This window comes from Proteus penneri (assembly GCF_022369495.1).
Classification (GTDB): domain Bacteria; phylum Pseudomonadota; class Gammaproteobacteria; order Enterobacterales; family Enterobacteriaceae; genus Proteus; species Proteus penneri.
In genome coordinates, this window is record NZ_CP059690.1 from 2,548,811 (window position 1) to 2,566,845 (window position 18,035).

The following is an 18,035-nucleotide window of genomic DNA, read 5'->3' on the forward strand; positions in this document are numbered from 1 at the left end:
CCCTTTATTGCTGTGATTTATCGTTACAAAGCACGATTAAGCATCGATGCCTAACTCTTCTGCTAATGCAACAATCGCTTTTTCAAAGCAACCTAAAGGTGCGCGTACAGTACCTGCACCAATCTGGCCAACACCCGGCTCTTTATGTGCAATACCCGTGTTAATCAGTGGTGTAATACCCGTTTCAACAACGCGACGAGCATCTAATCCTAAACATGCACCTTGGAAATCCCAAGTTGGAATTTGCAACATCATGTTACGAGCAAGGTAGATCTCAGCCATTTCTTCAGTCACTTCACGTGCTGCATCCATACCACCTGATGCACCAACAAAGCGTGTTACACCCGGTGCGGCAACCATTGCTGCGCCACCAATACCGAAAGTTTCAGTAATTGCACTGTCACCGATATCTGGATTTGCATCTGCTTGACTAAAACCAGAGAAGAACAGACCTTGTGGTGTATTTACTGGGGCAGTAAACCATTGGTCGCCCATTCCACTGATTTTGATACCAAAGTTGCTACCATTACGGGTCATAACAGTAACGATAGTGCCTTGCTTGATTTGAGCACCTGCATCCATCGCCGCTTTACAGTAAGCCATTGCTAAGTTCAGGAAGAACTGATCGGTAATGCTCAGGAATTTAGTCACTTTTGTGATTTCAGCATCTTCAAAATCTAATGTACTTAATACTGGTGCCAATTGACGCAGTAACAGGGCTGAAGCTGCGATATTACGTTGGTGGAATTCATCACCCATAGTAATTGCTTGACCCATAATTGCAGTCAGGTCAATACCATTTTCGAAAGTGGCAATCGCTGCTTTTAATACTGGCGCTAAGCTTTTTTGCATCCAATGTAGACGCTCTTGCACATCAGGGCCATAAGCTCCAAAGCGCATCACTTTACCGATACCTTCATTCATGTTGCAGTAAGCGTAGTTACCATGAATGTGATTTTTGATAACCAGCATTGGCATATGAGCAGAAGTAATACCACCCATTGGGCCTACTGCATTCACGTTATGGCAAGGAATAAACTCGATTTCCCCTGCTTCTAACATCGCTAATGCTTGTTCTTCCGTTTCTGCCCAGCCTTCAAATAAAGAAGCACCGATACATGCACCACGAACAGGACCACTCATTTCACCCCAAGTTACTGGTGGACCTGCGTGAAGTAATTTTTTACCCGTTTCTAAAACAGGAACAACTTCTTTTGCTAAGCTAACATCACACCAGTGAGGACGGGCTTCACGGATACGTTCGATAACTGCTTCATTCGCTTGTTCGATAGTTGAGTACATATCTGCAATTCCTTATTTCAATTTCTTTAATATTTCAGCCAGTTTTTTATTGCCACCTGCGACAGGTGCCCACTGATAATGCACAACAGGGGTGCCACTTGATTGCAGATCGTCTGCAAAGCTACGTAATCCTGCGTTGATCACAGAGATCCCGTTAAGCAGTGGTGGCACTTCAGCATGTGCTTCTGCTGGATGTGGCTGGATTAATTCTTTTGCTAATAAAACCGCTTCTGGCAACGTATCCATGACAATAATGCCCGCTTCTTTTAGCTGTTTTTGCTGTTCGCTGCGGTTTTGTGGATCGTCTTCAGTACCAGTGATCGTTGCGATGGTGATTAATGGATTAGCTTCGCCACGTTTTTCATTCAGTTTTTTGATTTCTTGAATTAACGCGCCGGCAGGATCTTGAGTTGCACCATAACCAATAACAAAATCAACCAGTAACACGCCAGCTTCTGTTTTATTACTTAGCTCACTGATAAATTTGTTACGAGTAGATGGGTCAATCATTGGGTGTGGTTTACCCTGTGTATAAAAATCATCACCCATATCGATGATTTTGTGACCATCAGCATCTAGCATCGTGCCTTGTTTATGCTCGTTATCGACTTCAACATTAAGTTTTTCAGATAACAACATGGCGCATTCAGCCGCTAACGTACCACCGGCATAAAGACCAATAATTTTCTTACCTGTAACTTTTGGTAATTCCGCTGCGATATCTTCAACACGTGCTAATTCAGCCGCAATGCGCGCCGTTTCATCTAACGTGCGAGTAAAATAGATATTGTCGTCTTGGAATTTCTCAGGTGTTGTACCTAAGAATTGCGCCACAATCGGTTTATTATGGCGTTTCATTTCGGCAATAATTTTTTGGCGAACAGCAGGCGCTGGTGGCTTAGAAACAAAAGCAATAACACGCGTATTAGGATCTGCCGCCAACATATTGATAGCAGTGATCGCACTGATACCACCAATTTGCTCTGTTAAATCACGACCACCTAGGCCAATTGAATGAGAAATACCTTGGCGCTGTAAAACGATTTGAGAGGTAATTTCTTGAATACCTGTCCCTGATGCGCCAACAATACCAATTGAGCCTTTCGGTGCAATGTTAGCGAAAGCAAGAGGAGCTCCTGCAATATTTGCCGTACCACAGTCAGGTCCCATCACAATCAGACCTTTTGCAGCTGCTTTTTCTTTTAATGCTTTTTCATCTGCGATAGAAACGTTGTCAGAGAACAGCATAACGTTACAACCATCTTCTAAGCCCGTGTCAGCCAATTCCGCGGCATATTCACCAGCAATAGAGATAAGTAACATATTGGCATTAGTGCTTTTTTGTTTAGCAGTACGCCAGCTACGTACTGTCGTTAATTTGTTACCACCTTTTTGACCACTTGCAATTTCTGCAAGAGCTTCTTCTAATGCCGTAGAGATCATATCGATAATGGCAGGATCGTCTGATTCCGCTTTAATCGAAACACAAATGTCATTCGGTGTTGCTTCGTTAAACATGTCATGCCAGAAACCGGTGACATCGAGAAGAGATTTATTCGCTGGTGTTCCCATCATGACGGAAATTTCTTCCACCTCTGGGGCTTCACTTAATTTTCGGGAAATAATCATCAGGCTTACTGAATCCTGAAAGCTCCCTTTTTTAATAAAAGCATGGATCATTATGATATCCTTAACGCATTTAATATATGTAACAGCACATATCTATTTGCATTTCGTTTTTTTGATAATAAGAAGCCTATTTGCTTAAATTATTAAGCAATATAAATAAATGTCTGATTTATTAATTTCTAATCTCTGCGTATAAACATACTGAAGAAATATTGAAAAGTAGAGTGACAGAAGTCACACTTATTTATTGTAAAAAATTTTTATTTAATCGAACGGTATTTATTAAATAAATTATGATGAGAAAAGTTTATTAATTCAGGAATAGAACCTAAAAACAAAGAGATAAATTTAACAATAAGGAAACATTTGTTGCAATAAAAAGCTCATATAAAACAAATATAAACGATAATGAGTTTACAATTTTACAACATACAATAGTAAGAAATTATTATCAACAAATAAAAAAATATATTTTTATTTTAACTTTTAAAATTATCCATTATTTTTAGTTTCATTTAAATCCATAAGATAAAACCTTGTATTTAACATGGGTTTAAAATAAAAAGAATATAAATTTTATGATTTAAGTTACTGCTTAATAGTTTTAAATTAAATTCTTAATTTCATATTGTTAGTAAAACATTCACAGACAAACTGTATAGCTTATTCTTTTAAAAAAGTTAACTTAGTTACATCTTAATTATTTTGGTAAAATAGCGTTGAAAAATATTATGTAAAACAATAAATCAGCAACCCAATGACTTTCAAAAATAGTAGAGACCATTCATTGTGTATCACCTATTAGGTTATTTTCAATATTTTGCTGAATTGTTTCAGGTGCCGATATTACGTCAAAAAATAGTAGAAAATATTATTTCCGATTATTCATCCATTGTTAATAACATTATAATCACCCTATATTTTAATAACATTAAGTTACATAAACCTGCTTATTTTAAAATTAAGTTAATAAATAATTTTGTTTTTATGACACCAGTCAATGAATATTTAATAATATGTTAATAAGATTATCTTTAATAAAATACTTATTAACTTTACTTTTTACTTCTGATTATTTATTTAACCTGCAACTTAATGGAATAACCTGATGAATAAATTAACTCCATTACGTCCCATCTCTACATTAATCGCCGTTTCTATTACCCTCATTATCTGGTTTCTTATCCCCGTACCACAAGGTGTTGACCCCAATGCTTGGCATTTATTAGCACTCTTTGTCGGTACTATCGCTGCTATTATCGGTAAAGCACTTCCTATCGGTGCTGTTTCTATTATTGCTATTGCATTAGTGGCTGTTACAGGTGTTACTAATCCAAATTCAACTAAAGCTGCTATCGGTGATGCATTAAGTGGTTTTTCCAATGATCTTATCTGGTTAATTGGTATTTCCATTATGGTCTCTATGAGCCTAAATAAAACTGGGCTTGGTGCCAGAATTGGTTATTATTTTATTTCACTATTTGGCAAAAAAACGATTGGAATAGCCTATTCATTAGCCATTGCCGAAACAATATTAGCACCAGTAACGCCAAGTAATACTGCACGGGGTGGTGGTATTATTCACCCAATTATGCGTTCAATTTCAGACAGTTTTCACTCTAAAGTAGAAGATGGTACAAGTGGTAAAATAGGTCGTTACCTCTCTTTAGTGAACTACAATATAAATCCAATTACTTCTGCCATGTTTATTACGGCAACAGCCCCTAACCCACTTATTGTGAGTTTAATTATCAGTGAAACTGATCCTACACATGAGCTTAGTTGGTCTATGTGGGCAATTGCTGCGTTTGTGCCCGCTATTGTTTCATTAATATTAATGCCAATTGTTATCTATCTTCTTTATAAACCTGAAATAACCAGTACCCCGAATGCTCCTCATTTTGCTAAAGAGCGTTTAGCGCAATTAGGGCCTATTTCATTACCTGAAAAAATAACCCTTGCCGTCTTCGCCTTATTATTAATTATGTGGGCTGGTGTCCCAGCATTATTATTTGGTGATGGATTTAGCATTAATGCAACAACAGCAGCATTTATTGGTTTGTCGATTTTATTATGTACAGGCGTTTTAAACTGGGATGATATTTTAAAAAATAAAGGTGCATGGGATACCGTAGTTTGGTTCTCTGCATTAGTTATGATGGCATCCTTCTTAGGAAAATTAGGATTAATTAAATGGTTGTCACTCAGTGTTGGGGCAAGTATTGATAGTATGGGAATAAGTTGGGTCAGTGGCATGATATTACTGGTACTAATTTACGTTTATTCTCACTATTTCTTTGCCAGTACCACCGCGCATATTACGGCAATGTTTGCCGCCTTTTATGCTGCAGGTTTAGCCCTTGGTGCACCACCAATGTTATTAGGGCTGATTTTGGCATTCTCATCTTCATTAATGATGTCATTAACACATTATGGTACAGGTACGGCGCCCATTATTTTTGGTTCAGGTTATGCCACATTAGGTGAATGGTGGAAAACAGGCTTTGTAATGAGTGTAGTTAATCTTATCATCTGGATCACGCTTGGCAGCGTATGGTGGAAAGTATTGGGGTATTGGTAGGAATAAATTTCCCAAAATATATTAATGCCTAAGTATTCGTGATCACACCATTATTCAAATGATGAGTCACATCTTAGGCATTATTTTAAAAAAGCTTCATTGTATAAATAGCACTTCAGCCATGTAGCGATTCTTTTTACTATCGATTTTATCTTTCTCAAGCTTATTATCTTCAATAAGCAAATCACTTAAAAAGTATTCAGGTTCAACATCAAAAAAATAAGATAAACAATAGAGCGTTTCAGCGTGAATGTTCGTTTCCCCATTTTCATAACGTGATTGATGTTGTTGACTAATACCAAGTAATGCACCGAGTTCATCCCCAGTCATGCAATACATCTCTCTCAGACTTCGGATCTTTTTTCCAACTAATTTTGATATTTTCTTGTTCATAGCAAACGTCCTCATAAACAAATAAAATACAATATATTATTCATATAAAATATTGACTGTTGCGACTGAATTTGCTGTACCTGCAGTTATTTTATTGCCGGTCTTAATATAACGCGCCTTCCAGTTAAAAATATAATCACCAGAAGGAACATTATTTTGTAAATTAAGCTTTGTATTTAATTTAATTGGATTGTTATTACTATTAACTATTTGGATGCCAATACCTGTTGCACGGTTAGAACCCGATAAATTTAATTTTCCTGTATTTGCATCAATATATCCTGCACTACTTGTCACCGTTGCTTTAATATTTGTTCCAGCGGCACAACTCAACGTAATAGGAACATTAACATTTTGACTCACATCTCCAATATTTTTAAATTGTGTATCGTACCAAGTTCCTAAACTTATATTATAGTTATCTGATTTTGTTGTGCATTTTAAAGAATTTACTTTTATTGCACCAACTGGAATTCTTAATGTTGATAAAATCCATTGGTGATTAGCAGGTAAAGTATTATGTTGTATCATTCGTGCTAAATTTCCGCCCTTTAATACGGCCGATTGAGTTACCCTGCCTGTTTTTATTATTTCCACCGTCCAAGCAGGGTTAATAATCTGAAATTTCTCTATAATTGCATTGCTAGGCTGGTTAGCGCCAGTATATTTAAGATTGATATAACCCATATTATTCATTTTTACTTTTATTCCAATTCCTGGAATATTAGTTGCTGCTATCCGATTAGAATTAGGTATCCATCCATTAATAAAATCACCTTTAATAAAAGCATTTCTTCCGCACTCACCACTGTTTCCTTTAAATGAAGTTATATTAGCCGGCCTATAATTAAGTGTAATTGTAGCAAGTGTTCTTGTTGTCAAATCATCATGTTGAATATTAAAAACACGATTTGGTACATCAACTATCACATTATTGTAATTTGGATTTTGTATACATGCCGCTGTAGAATAAGTAGAGTAAATTAATATTCCACCTAATAATAATGGCTTAATTATTATATTTTCCATTTTTAGCCTCACTCTTTTTTAACAGGATAGTTTTAATTTCATAATCATCTTTTTCATCCAAAATAAAAAAATCTTTTATATGAATATTAAATATTTCTGCATATTGATTAAGTCTATCCAGATTAATTCTATTAACTCCTCTTTCATATCTTGATTGTTGTTGTTGGCTAACTCCAATTAGTGCAGCCAATTCGTCTAATGAAATCCCCTTCATTTTTCTATAATAAGTAATTTTTCTACCTATTGCTTTTGATACTGGATAGCGATTAATCACTTTCCACTCCTAGGTTAAGTAGTTTTTAATTATAAATTAATGTAAACTCAAGATGACTTTTAAATGTTCCCGTACTTATTCCATCACCGGTTTTAATTAACCTTGCCGCTAATGGATATTCTGCTATTTTTGTTTGACTATTAATTATCGCCTCTAATTTACTATCATTCTTTATTATGGTTTTATTTCTATTTTCAACTAAATTTAGTGCAATATTTTTTGCAGTTCCATTATTAATAAAATAATTTCCATTATTAGGATCTGCTGTTCCCGCTATCGTTAGCGTCGCTTTTTGTGTGCTTATTGGACAATTTTTTAGTTTTATTGAAAAATTGATCCAATCTGTGTTCTGATTATTTTTTAAATCTCTAATATTTACTTTTTTAAAGTCGATTAAATAGTTCTTATTCTCGATCACACAAGGAGATATAGTTACTTTTCCATAAATATTGATATTAACTGAGCTAGCCATGGCCATAGATGAAAAAAACAAAAATAAAAAGATCGTGGTTTTCATATTATTTCTCTTCTATAAATAGACGATATTTGCAGTTACTTTCGCTGAGATTGTTCCTGGCATTCCTTTTCCTGACGGACTAAAAGCGCGGGTTCGTAACCATAATCTGACATCGTTTCGTCCATTTAATGTAACAACCAATGATTTTTTGTTTCCAAGCTTTATTGAACCGGGCCCATTTTCTAATTGCACTGCAATATTTTTAGCAGTTCCTTGATTTTTATATAAACTATTTATATCAGCCGCATCAGAAATACCTGAAAAAGTAACACTAATTTGATTAATCGCTGTAGAGCAATCTGTAAAAGTAATATAAAAATCATTCCAATTAGAGCCAGAATTTGCCTGTTCAAAATTAGCAGCCGGTATATTTTTTAAATCAACATTAACGTTATCTCCATTAGAAATGTTACATGTAGCAACTCTAATATTGCCTGTAAAATTTAAGTTAACGCTGTCTGAAGCCCACGATGTTGAGCTTATTATTAGAACATTTATCAAAAATAACTTATTGATTATATTTTTCATTTTCATTTCCTACGCGTAGCAGATATCGACAGCTATATTTAAATTAGCTGTAATAATGCAATTAATTAATAAAATATTTATATCATTTATTTATGACAAACTACGGTAGTTTTATAAAGTCCTAAATAATGAGAGACGCCTAATAAGTTATAATTTGCACTACATTGTTTATTATTATATTTAACAATAAATTGTCCTTTTTCACTTAACCCAGATAAATAAACTTCACCATCATTACCTACGATGTTATTTAATTGTGGGTTATCTTTAAAAATAACTTGTGCTCCAAAAGGAACTAATTCACCATTTTCCAACGTCAATGCAATTAATGCACGATAACCAACATTTGCAGAAAAATTTGCTTTTACTAATGCACCACGACTAGGAGAAACAGTCTGGGTCGTTAACGCCAATTCCGTATTTTCTGGTAATGCTGAAGTATCAATATCAATCGTATTTTTACGGTATGGTGTAATATAAGGCACTAAAGCATAACCATAACTGTTAGTTTCTACCCCAGCCTGATTTAAAACAGCAACATCAGAAGCTTCAGGAATGTTCACAATCGCCGAGGTTTCACCAAGCTGTTGACCTAAAACAACACCGCCAGAATGCGCGACTAAACTACCATTAACACCATAATATAAATTATAATTATCTTTACTATATCCACTCCCTCCCGTCATTTCACCGTACTTACCCTTATACGATGCATTTAAATTTCCCGAAGATCCTTGATCTTGGTTTGTAAATGCTTGTTGTAGACTCCAATTTAATCGATTATTTAATTGAGATGCAGAAAGCCCCACACTTCCTGTACTTGGACTTTGACTACTGCTATTAGTGTTGAAGTTATAATAAAACGTATCATCAAAAACACTAAAAGGTACACTTACCGATAGCGCTAATTGGTGGTCATCACTACTTTTAGAGTAACTGCTCGATCTATAAGAATAATTATTTGTATTTTTATTATAGGTATAATTTAAACCGTAACTAATACCCTGCCAGCTGTTGTTATATCCCACAGTGGCTGACTGCGTTTTTCTATCACTATTCCAGTAGTTTTCTCTGACATATCCGATAGAAAGAGAACCGTATTGCTCTCCCAAATTCTGATTAATCGTAATTTCCGCTCGATTACGACGGCGTTCTATTTCGGGTGCACTGATACCATTTCGATATTCGTCAAAAACCTCCGCCAAACTATAATATCCGTCAGTTGAATAACGGTAGCCTGCTAGGGCTATATTCGTTCCAATCGTATTTAGATTTTTGTTATATCTGAAACGATAAGACTGCCCACGCGATGTATCACCATTATTTAATTTTGAGTTTGCTTGAGTAACATCTATTGAAATTGCACCTAATGCACCTAAGTTTTGTCCTACACCAATAGAATACGCTTGGTAATTGTTGCTAAGTTGGCTTCCACCATAAGCCGTTGCTCCATAAGGCAAACCATAAATTAATGTCAATTGACCAAATTTCTGTTTTTCAATTTCTTTATCATAAGCACGATATTCCCCTCCTGTAATACTATAAGAAACATAACCTTCACGTTGTAAAACGGGTAAAGAAGCAAAGGGTATTATTTGGTGTTGTTCACTTCCATTTGATTCTTTGATTGTGACATACAAATCACCGCTACTTCCTGTTGGATAAAGATCATTAATTTCAAAAGGGCCTGCTGCCACTTCTGTTTGATAAATGGTATAACCATTTTGTCTAATCGTAATCTGAGCATTACTACGCGCAATACCACGTACTACAGGCGCATACCCACGAACACTTTCAGGATACATATCATCATCAGTACCGAGTTGAATACCTCTAAAAGGAACACTGTCAAAAACAGAAGAAGGTGAGACTCCATCCCCTAAAACTAATTGGCTTTTAAGTTGATTGATGCTACGCGATAAATACGTATAAACAGTGTCCCATTTACTAGATTTATCATCACTATTAGACCAAGTTGTATAATTTCTCAAACGCCAAGGGCCTATATTGATTCCAGGTCTTAAATTAATATAGTTTGATGTTGTATTTGAGCCATTACTCTTACGATCATAATTTTTTGAACCGCTATAACTGTAATTTAATAACAGTGCAGTAATACCATTATCTATATTATTTAAATCAACAAATCCTCTAGGGTTTTTATTCATCGCTATTTGAGGAATACTTAAATACAAGCGTTGAGAATTAAATTTAAATTCACTTGTTGCATTAGGGATCGCTGACAAATTAACACAGTTATTTCCTTTTTCTTCTAACCCCTTGTATTCACTTGTTTTAATACCAAATTTAGTGAGATCGGATATTGATAAGCAGGGGATTAACTTGCCATTATCTATTTTCTCAAATTTTATATTTTCAGTACCAATTAAATTAGTATTAACATAAATATCAACATAATAATTACCGGGTAACTGCTCATTATTTTCAAACTGAGATAAATCAATTGAGCTTTTATTAGGTAATTCTAAAAAATCAGGATCAAAGTAAAGATTATCTAAATTAGACCCTTCCGCATACAGCGAAGCTGTATAGCCTAAATATAAAATTAGGCTAATACATATTTTATTCATTTTCATATTAAAACCTAAGTTTATAGAAGATTATATTTTGATCTCTGATAAATCAGTAACTGCACCATAATCATTAATAACTTCCCAATTAATAGTGCCATGTAGCTCCTCACTATTAATATCAAATGATTTTATTGAGTAAGGAGCAACATAAGAAACATCATCAACAGCCTTATTATTAAACTTAATTATCTGAAAATTGAAAAAGTAAGGTGTTGGGTTTTTTACATTTATTTTATTTCCTACTTTTGACCACTCTAACTTTTTCTGTTCTTCAATAAAATTAACATTCTTTAATTCTTTAGGTCTAAAAATTAATTTCATCTGCGTTTTAAATGCAATTTGCAAAGAATTCTCTGTTCTCTCTGTTGCAGGAATTGTTTTTATATTTAACCAAAAAAGAGATTCTCTATCGCTAGGTAAATTATTTTCAGTTAGAAATATTCTTAATGTATTAGTATTACTGCCATTTAATCTGAATAATGGAGGAGTTATAGTAAAATTTGATTGTTTTTTTTCATTAATATCATCTATCCAAGACTGAATTAAATAGGGAATATTGTCTGGATTTTCGACACTAATACTGACGTCTTTTTTTCCTTCATCATAAATAACACGAGTACCACCAATAACAACCCCCGCATTTGCGGTATTTAAAAAAATAAACAAAGAAATAAAAGAATAAATAATAGCCTTCATATCCCCACCATTAATTGATTAAAAAGGTTCAAATCCCTTTAAACCTTTTTATTTTTTAATTAATAATCTTAATTATAATTGATAGTAAATGTTGCATTACCATTTGCAAGACCGGCGGTTACGGTATCAGATTTAGCAATATAACGCGCACGGAAGTCCAAATTATTAACAACATTGGCTCCTGTTTTTAATGGGTATTTTTTTGATTCAGTAAATAACGGAATAACCTTATTTGTATCATCTGTAATTTGAATACCAACACCTTTTGCTACGTTAGCTTCATTTTTCAGAGCAATAACAGTATTATCACCAGAATAATTATCTGCATCAAATTTTACTGCTGCACTACTTGCTGTTGCAGGGCAATTAATTAGCTTAATTGTGAATTGTGTTGCCGAAGCCGTACTACCAGTAGTTGGTAATGCAGTTTTAGATACTTTACCTAAATTCACTTTTAACGCATCAGAACCCGATGCGAGTTCACAAGCGTTATCTATAATTTCACCGGTAAAATCAATAGTACCATCTTCAGCTAAAGCGTTATTAACTGCAAAAATAGAACCACTAGCAATGAATATTGCAAGTAAATTTTTCTTCATTTATTTTTCTCCAAAGAGTCATTATTAATATATTTATTAATATTATTTTAATATATTGATTAATTTATTTACCAATTGAAAATCAGCAATTAACTCAATATATGAGTATTATTATATTATTTTTTAAAATAAACAAGTTTTGGTTATAGCGGTACAATATACGAAAAGAAAAAATAAAACAGGATTTAAACCTAGTTAAACACTTTATTAGTTAATAATTAAAACTTATTTTTAATTAATTGTATTATTCATATTTAGACACAACATTGTTAAGTAAAAATAAAATTTAAATACTATTTTTAATAATAAATAGATTTTTTATCTTATTTTATAACTCATATTGTGTAAACCAAATAAATCATCAATCTCTATTTTTACTCTCTTATATCAATTCATCACTTTAAAGAGCTAGCATGTGTTTTTTATGAAATTTCAATTAAATTATTAGTTGAAAAAATAAACATAAAATGGATAGAAAATATTGCATATGAAATATATGATTTTATTTTTCATTGTTATATACAAAAAAAGAGCAAAGTTTCCCTTGCTCTGATTTAGTATCGGAGTTTTTTAGATATCTTTATAGAATATTAAGATTAATTTAAAAATTACTTCTTATTAAATCTTAATCTGCGACATTCTTATCTGGCTGATAAGAGCCAATGTTATAAGTTTCTAATTTTGGTGCTTTTTCAGAATTAAAATCAATAAATAAATTTATTGATCAAATTCTTATCCCTATTATTTTAAAGATATCAGCATATCAATATTATCATTAAATCGTTATCATACTCACGTTTACCTCTTTCTATTCCCTATTGTTTAAAAGGATTTTATGCGTAGAACATTCTCGTCTTATCACCCTATTCTTTATACCTTGAGAGTGGCACAACGTCGTTTATTTCGTTCCCTTAGTTGGCGATTTTCAGGTCGAAAATACAGCAAAAATGTTCAACCAGAACAACGACTTTCATATCGTTACCTAAAACACACATCTAAATTAATTAGTCGCCGTGGCGAAAGTGATATTCAATTACAATACAATAAGATAACGAATCTTAAATTAGTTGAAAAAGCGTTAGATGGTATCGTAATAAAACCTGGAGAGTATTTCTCTTTTTGTTATTTAGTCGGTAAACCTAGCTATAAACGAGGTTTTATTGATGGTATGCAACTCTCATATGGTGAAGCAAGAAAAGGCGTAGGTGGTGGAATTTGTCAGGCCAGTAATTTAATACATTGGTTAGCACTACACTCTGAATTAAAAGTGATTGAAAAGGCAAATCATAGTTTTGATCCCTTTCCTGATGAAGGTAGAGTACTTCCTTTTGGCTCAGGAGCCGCTATTTTTTATAACTACGTAGATTTAATCTTATATAATCCAACACCTTATAATTACCAAATTAGATTACATGTCGCTGAACATCAATTAGAAGGTGAACTCCTTTGTAGTGAAGAAAGAAAATATCGTTATCATATTTATGAAAAGTCATCCTCTTTTATCAAAAAGGGAGAGCATGTATATCGTTGTAATGAAATTTGGCGAGATATTTACACTAAAAACAATGTAGGCGCTTTTCCTCAATTAATTACATCAGAATTACTTTATGAAAATAGTGTAGTTGTAAAATATGATATTTCAGATGAACAATTAAATTGATACATCACATTAACATACTAAAAATAGAGATAAAAATCTCACCCTCTCTTTGTAATAAAGAGGGTTTTGGTGTAAAACGAAAACAATATTTTGTATATATGACTTAATTACTATTCATCTATTGTTAGTCATTTAGGGATCTCTATGAAATACCAAGATGTTACTAAATCACCTTGTGAGAATGCTTATTTTTTAGTTTTTAACCTCAACTACTCACCTGAAAACCGCGATATTCTAATCGATTTTTGTAATAATTTTTCTGGCCTAATACGTAGTATGAGAACTCGTTTTCCTGAATTGGAAACAAGTTGTGTAATGGGGTTCGGTGCAAATGCATGGACTACGTTATTTCCCAACCAGCCAAAGCCTAAAGAGCTAAATACTTTTAAAGAAATTAAAGGTAACACTTATACTGCAGTTTCTACTCCGGGCGATCTTTTTTTCCATATTCGGGCTCTCAAAGTTTCGGCTTGTTACGAATTAGCATCTATTATCAGCCAAAAGCTAAAAAATATTGTTGTGCCCGTTGATGAAGTTCATGGATTTAGATATTTTGACGGACGTTCTATTATTGGTTTTGTCGATGGAACTGAAAACCCAGAGTATGAAGATGAGCGAGCTTCTTATGCCGTTATTGGCGATGAAGATCCTGAATTTACAGGTGGTAGTTACGCCTTTGTACAAAAATATATTCACGATATGGAAGCATGGGAAAAACAGCCTCTTATCGAACAAGAAAAAGTCATTGGTAGACACAAATTCAATGATGTGGAGTTAACCGATGAAGAAAAAGAACCTGGTTCACATAATGTTGTAACCAATATTCAAGATGAGAACGGCAATGATTTAAAAATAGTCAGAGCCAACATGCCTTTTTCTAATCCATCAAAAAATGAATATGGCACTTACTTTATTGGTTATGCACGTTATTTTTCAACAACTAATCGAATGTTAGAAAATATGTTTGCAGGCACACCTGAAGGTCATACGGATAAATTACTGAAATTCAGTACCCCTATAACAGGTACATTATTCTTTGTTCCATCGCCTGAATTTCTAGATGATATAGCGTAATTTATTAAAAGTAGATATATAGGCTTGCTACTTATATATCTACTTTGATCGATCACTGCTGCCATTTTTGCTCATTATCATTCATCTCAAGTGTTAACTTCTCTGACTGAGCAAAATAGTTTTACTGACATCATTCAGGTTCCAATGGTAATAATCGTCTTCATCTTAGTGCATGTCAGTATTTTCTAATTCTAAATTGTAGTAAGACACTCACTCAATATACTATCTGCTTAAAATAACAGATTGCCATAATGTCCATATGATCATTTCCATTAGTGTAATAAAATATTATTTAAATCAATATGTAATAAATTAAAGCTAAAAAATTTTCAGAAAAAGTGCAGATTGTCATTAACGGTTAATCAACGATATTATAGTGAATAAAATTATTTCTCTTTTGGTCTAAAAAGATATTTGTATCATTAAAACAACAGACCGAAACCTTGTGATATGATCGAACAATGCTTGTGAAATAAAACGACATTCAGTGTAACAATAAATTTTCACAAATACCCAAAATTCAATACGTTAAGACAGACAACAACATGACTGACATTCAACATTTAGACTCCCACACACCAATGATGCAGCAGTATCTGAAAATTAAAGCAGAGCATCCTGAAATTTTACTGTTCTATCGTATGGGTGACTTTTATGAACTGTTTTTTGATGATGCTAAAAAAGCCTCTCGCTTATTAGATATTTCATTAACTAAACGGGGCCAGTCCGCAGGCCAACCGATCCCCATGGCAGGGGTTCCACATCATGCTGTTGAAAACTATCTCGCTAAATTAGTTCAATTAGGGGAATCCGTGGCTATTTGTGAACAAATAGGCGACCCTGCAACCAGTAAAGGCCCAGTTGAACGCAAAGTTATTCGTATTGTTACACCGGGTACTGTCACTGATGAGGCCTTACTTGAAGAACGCCAAGACAATCTTTTAGCCGCTATTTGGCAAGATAAAAATGGCGCATTTGGCTATGCAACATTAGATATCACATCAGGACGTTTTCGTGTTACGGAAATGCCCGATAGTGAAAGTATGCTTGCTGAATTACAACGCACCCATCCCGCTGAATTACTCTACCCAGAAACTTTTGAATCAATGGCACTGATTGAGCGCCAGCAAGGCTTGCGTCGCCGCCCTATTTGGGAATTTGAACTAGAAACTGCAAGGCAACAACTGAATCTGCAATTTGGTACTCGTGATTTAACGGGCTTTGGTGTTGAGAATGCATATTTAGCACTCTGCGCTGCTGGATGCTTATTACAATATGTGAAAGATACACAACGCACTGCATTGCCTCATATTCGTAACATCACTATGGAACGCCCTCAAGATTCAATTATTTTAGATGCGGCAACTCGTCGTAATCTAGAATTAACACAAAATCTTGCTGGAGGTACTGATAACACGCTGGCATCTGTACTTGACCTTTGCGTTACCCCAATGGGAAGCCGTATGCTAAAACGTTGGATACACACACCATTACGCCAACGTGAACAACTCGTTAAACGACAAGATGCAATTAGTGCATTACAACCTCTCTATTTTGAGTTACAGCCTTTTTTACGCCAAATCGGTGATTTAGAACGTGTATTAGCGCGTTTAGCATTACGTTCAGCACGCCCTCGTGATCTTTCTCGTATGCGTCATGCTTTTCAGCAGTATTACGATATCCATCAAGTACTTGAACAAACTGATATGCCTTATATTAAAGAATTACAAAAGCGTATTAGTCAGTTTGATGAATTATGTGAATTACTTGAAAATGCCATTGTTGAAACACCACCTGTATTAGTCCGTGATGGTGGCGTTATTGCCTCAGGCTATAATGCTGAATTAGATGAATGGCGAGCATTAGCCGATGGCGCAAGTGATTACCTTGATAAACTTGAAATTCGTGAACGAGAAAAATGGGGTATTGATACACTTAAGGTTGGCTTTAATGGTGTACATGGCTATTACATTCAAGTCAGTCGTGGGCAAAGTAATTTAGTGCCTATGCACTATGTTCGTCGTCAAACATTGAAAAATGCTGAACGTTACATCATTCCTGAATTAAAAGAGTATGAAGATAAAGTATTAACTTCTAAAGGTAAGGCATTAGCTATCGAAAAAATGCTCTATGAAGAGATTTTTGAAAAGCTATTACCTCACCTTACGGCCTTACAAATTAGTGCTGAAGCTTTAGCAGAAACAGATGTGCTCGCGAACCTTGCTGAGCGTGCAGAATCATTAAATTACACACGCCCAGAATTAAGTGAAAAAACAGGTATTCAAATTATAGGGGGACGTCACCCTGTTGTTGAACAAGTTCTTAGCGAACCCTTTATTTCTAACCCATTACAATTGGCACCTCAACGCCGTTTATTAATCATTACTGGCCCTAATATGGGCGGGAAAAGTACTTATATGCGCCAAGCAGCATTAATTACTTTACTTGCTTATATTGGTAGCTTTGTTCCCGCAGAAAAGGCATTAATTGGCCCTGTTGACCGTATATTTACCCGTGTGGGAGCTTCTGATGATCTTGCTTCTGGTCGTTCTACCTTTATGGTGGAAATGACCGAAACAGCCAATATTTTGCATAATGCGACGGAAAACAGCTTAGTCTTAATGGATGAAATTGGTCGAGGTACATCAACTTATGACGGATTATCTCTAGCTTGGGCTTGCGCTGAAAACTTAGCAAATCGCATTAAAGCAATGACACTCTTTGCAACCCACTATTTTGAATTAACCACACTGCCTGAAAAACTTGAAGGTACTGCAAACATTCATTTGGATGCTGTTGAACATGGTGACACCATTGCCTTTATGCACAGTGTTCAAGAAGGTGCAGCAAGTAAAAGCTATGGTTTAGCTGTGGCATCGTTAGCGGGTGTCCCAAAAGAGGTGATCCGCCGTGCTAAACAGAAGTTAAAGGAGCTTGAATTGCTATCAGGTCACACTGGCGCTGGTCATGTTGAAACTTCACAACTGATGTTATTAACAGAAGCTGAACCCTCTGCTATTGAATTAGCGTTAGATAAAATTGATCCTGATGCCTTAACACCACGACAAGCGTTAGAACAACTCTATCGTTTAAAAGAGATGGTCAAATAAGACATAAATATGAAAAATGGCGCTATGTTTATTTTCTCAGCGCCATTTT

The 18,035-nt window shown here is 34.5% G+C and carries 14 protein-coding genes; 4 read left to right on the forward strand and 10 right to left on the reverse strand.

The features are described from left to right. Positions 1 to 36 precede the first annotated feature (36 nt). Positions 37 to 1,302 carry a YlbE family protein gene (locus H1225_RS11590; RefSeq protein ID WP_006534051.1) on the reverse strand — a complete coding sequence of 422 codons (1,266 nt, stop codon included), beginning with the start codon at positions 1,300 to 1,302 and terminating at the stop codon, positions 37 to 39. Positions 1,303 to 1,314: 12 nt separating this feature from the next. Further along, a complete protein-coding gene (locus H1225_RS11595; protein WP_072065125.1) occupies positions 1,315 to 2,982 on the reverse strand; it encodes an acyl-CoA synthetase FdrA in 1,668 nt (555 codons plus the stop codon). A 1,057-nt stretch (positions 2,983 to 4,039) separates the two neighbouring features. On the opposite strand from H1225_RS11595, the gene H1225_RS11600 reads away from it, so the two are divergent. Then, complete coding sequence (locus H1225_RS11600; protein WP_239739133.1) at positions 4,040 to 5,512, forward strand: anion permease; 1,473 nt, start codon at positions 4,040 to 4,042, stop codon at positions 5,510 to 5,512. 96 nt (positions 5,513 to 5,608) lie between these two features. Here H1225_RS11600 and H1225_RS11605 read toward each other — a convergent pair whose 3' ends face one another. The 8 genes from H1225_RS11605 to H1225_RS11640 form a co-directional block, all read right to left on the reverse strand. Then, the gene (locus tag H1225_RS11605) at positions 5,609 to 5,842 is read right to left on the reverse strand and encodes a helix-turn-helix domain-containing protein (protein ID WP_229096523.1); all 234 of its coding nucleotides are present in this window, start codon (positions 5,840 to 5,842) and stop codon (positions 5,609 to 5,611) included. 99 nt (positions 5,843 to 5,941) lie between these two features. Beyond that, positions 5,942 to 6,934 carry a fimbrial protein gene (locus tag H1225_RS11610; protein ID WP_161727561.1) on the reverse strand — a complete coding sequence of 331 codons (993 nt, stop codon included), beginning with the start codon at positions 6,932 to 6,934 and terminating at the stop codon, positions 5,942 to 5,944. Then, entirely contained in the window at positions 6,915 to 7,208 is a 294-nt protein-coding gene (locus H1225_RS11615) for a helix-turn-helix domain-containing protein (RefSeq protein WP_082147392.1), read from the reverse strand. The genes H1225_RS11610 and H1225_RS11615 overlap by 20 nt, the downstream gene beginning before the upstream one ends. A 25-nt stretch (positions 7,209 to 7,233) precedes the next feature. Next, positions 7,234 to 7,725, reverse strand: a complete 492-nt coding sequence (locus H1225_RS11620) for a fimbrial protein (protein ID WP_161748385.1) — start codon at positions 7,723 to 7,725, stop codon at positions 7,234 to 7,236. A gap of 12 nt (positions 7,726 to 7,737) precedes the next feature. Continuing rightward, the gene (locus H1225_RS11625) at positions 7,738 to 8,253 is read right to left on the reverse strand and encodes a fimbrial protein (RefSeq protein ID WP_109848356.1); all 516 of its coding nucleotides are present in this window, start codon (positions 8,251 to 8,253) and stop codon (positions 7,738 to 7,740) included. 86 nt (positions 8,254 to 8,339) lie between these two features. Then, a complete protein-coding gene (locus tag H1225_RS11630) occupies positions 8,340 to 10,850 on the reverse strand; it encodes a fimbria/pilus outer membrane usher protein (protein WP_115065585.1) in 2,511 nt (836 codons plus the stop codon). Between the two features lie 24 nt (positions 10,851 to 10,874). Further along, the gene (locus H1225_RS11635; protein ID WP_115065586.1) at positions 10,875 to 11,543 is read right to left on the reverse strand and encodes a fimbrial biogenesis chaperone; all 669 of its coding nucleotides are present in this window, start codon (positions 11,541 to 11,543) and stop codon (positions 10,875 to 10,877) included. A 68-nt stretch (positions 11,544 to 11,611) separates the two neighbouring features. Next, the gene (locus H1225_RS11640) at positions 11,612 to 12,142 is read right to left on the reverse strand and encodes a fimbrial protein (RefSeq protein ID WP_006534062.1); all 531 of its coding nucleotides are present in this window, start codon (positions 12,140 to 12,142) and stop codon (positions 11,612 to 11,614) included. A gap of 835 nt (positions 12,143 to 12,977) precedes the next feature. Between H1225_RS11640 and H1225_RS11645 the strand changes: the two genes are divergently transcribed. The 3 genes from H1225_RS11645 (at position 12,978) to mutS (ending at position 17,986) form a co-directional block, all read left to right on the forward strand. After that, positions 12,978 to 13,802, forward strand: a complete 825-nt coding sequence (locus tag H1225_RS11645; protein ID WP_167426092.1) for a VanW family protein — start codon at positions 12,978 to 12,980, stop codon at positions 13,800 to 13,802. 144 nt (positions 13,803 to 13,946) lie between these two features. Further along, a complete protein-coding gene (locus H1225_RS11650; RefSeq protein WP_109848360.1) occupies positions 13,947 to 14,876 on the forward strand; it encodes a Dyp-type peroxidase in 930 nt (309 codons plus the stop codon). A 545-nt stretch (positions 14,877 to 15,421) separates the two neighbouring features. After that, entirely contained in the window at positions 15,422 to 17,986 is a 2,565-nt protein-coding gene (gene mutS / locus H1225_RS11655) for a DNA mismatch repair protein MutS (RefSeq protein ID WP_161729964.1), read from the forward strand. The last annotated feature ends 49 nt before the right edge of the window (positions 17,987 to 18,035 follow it).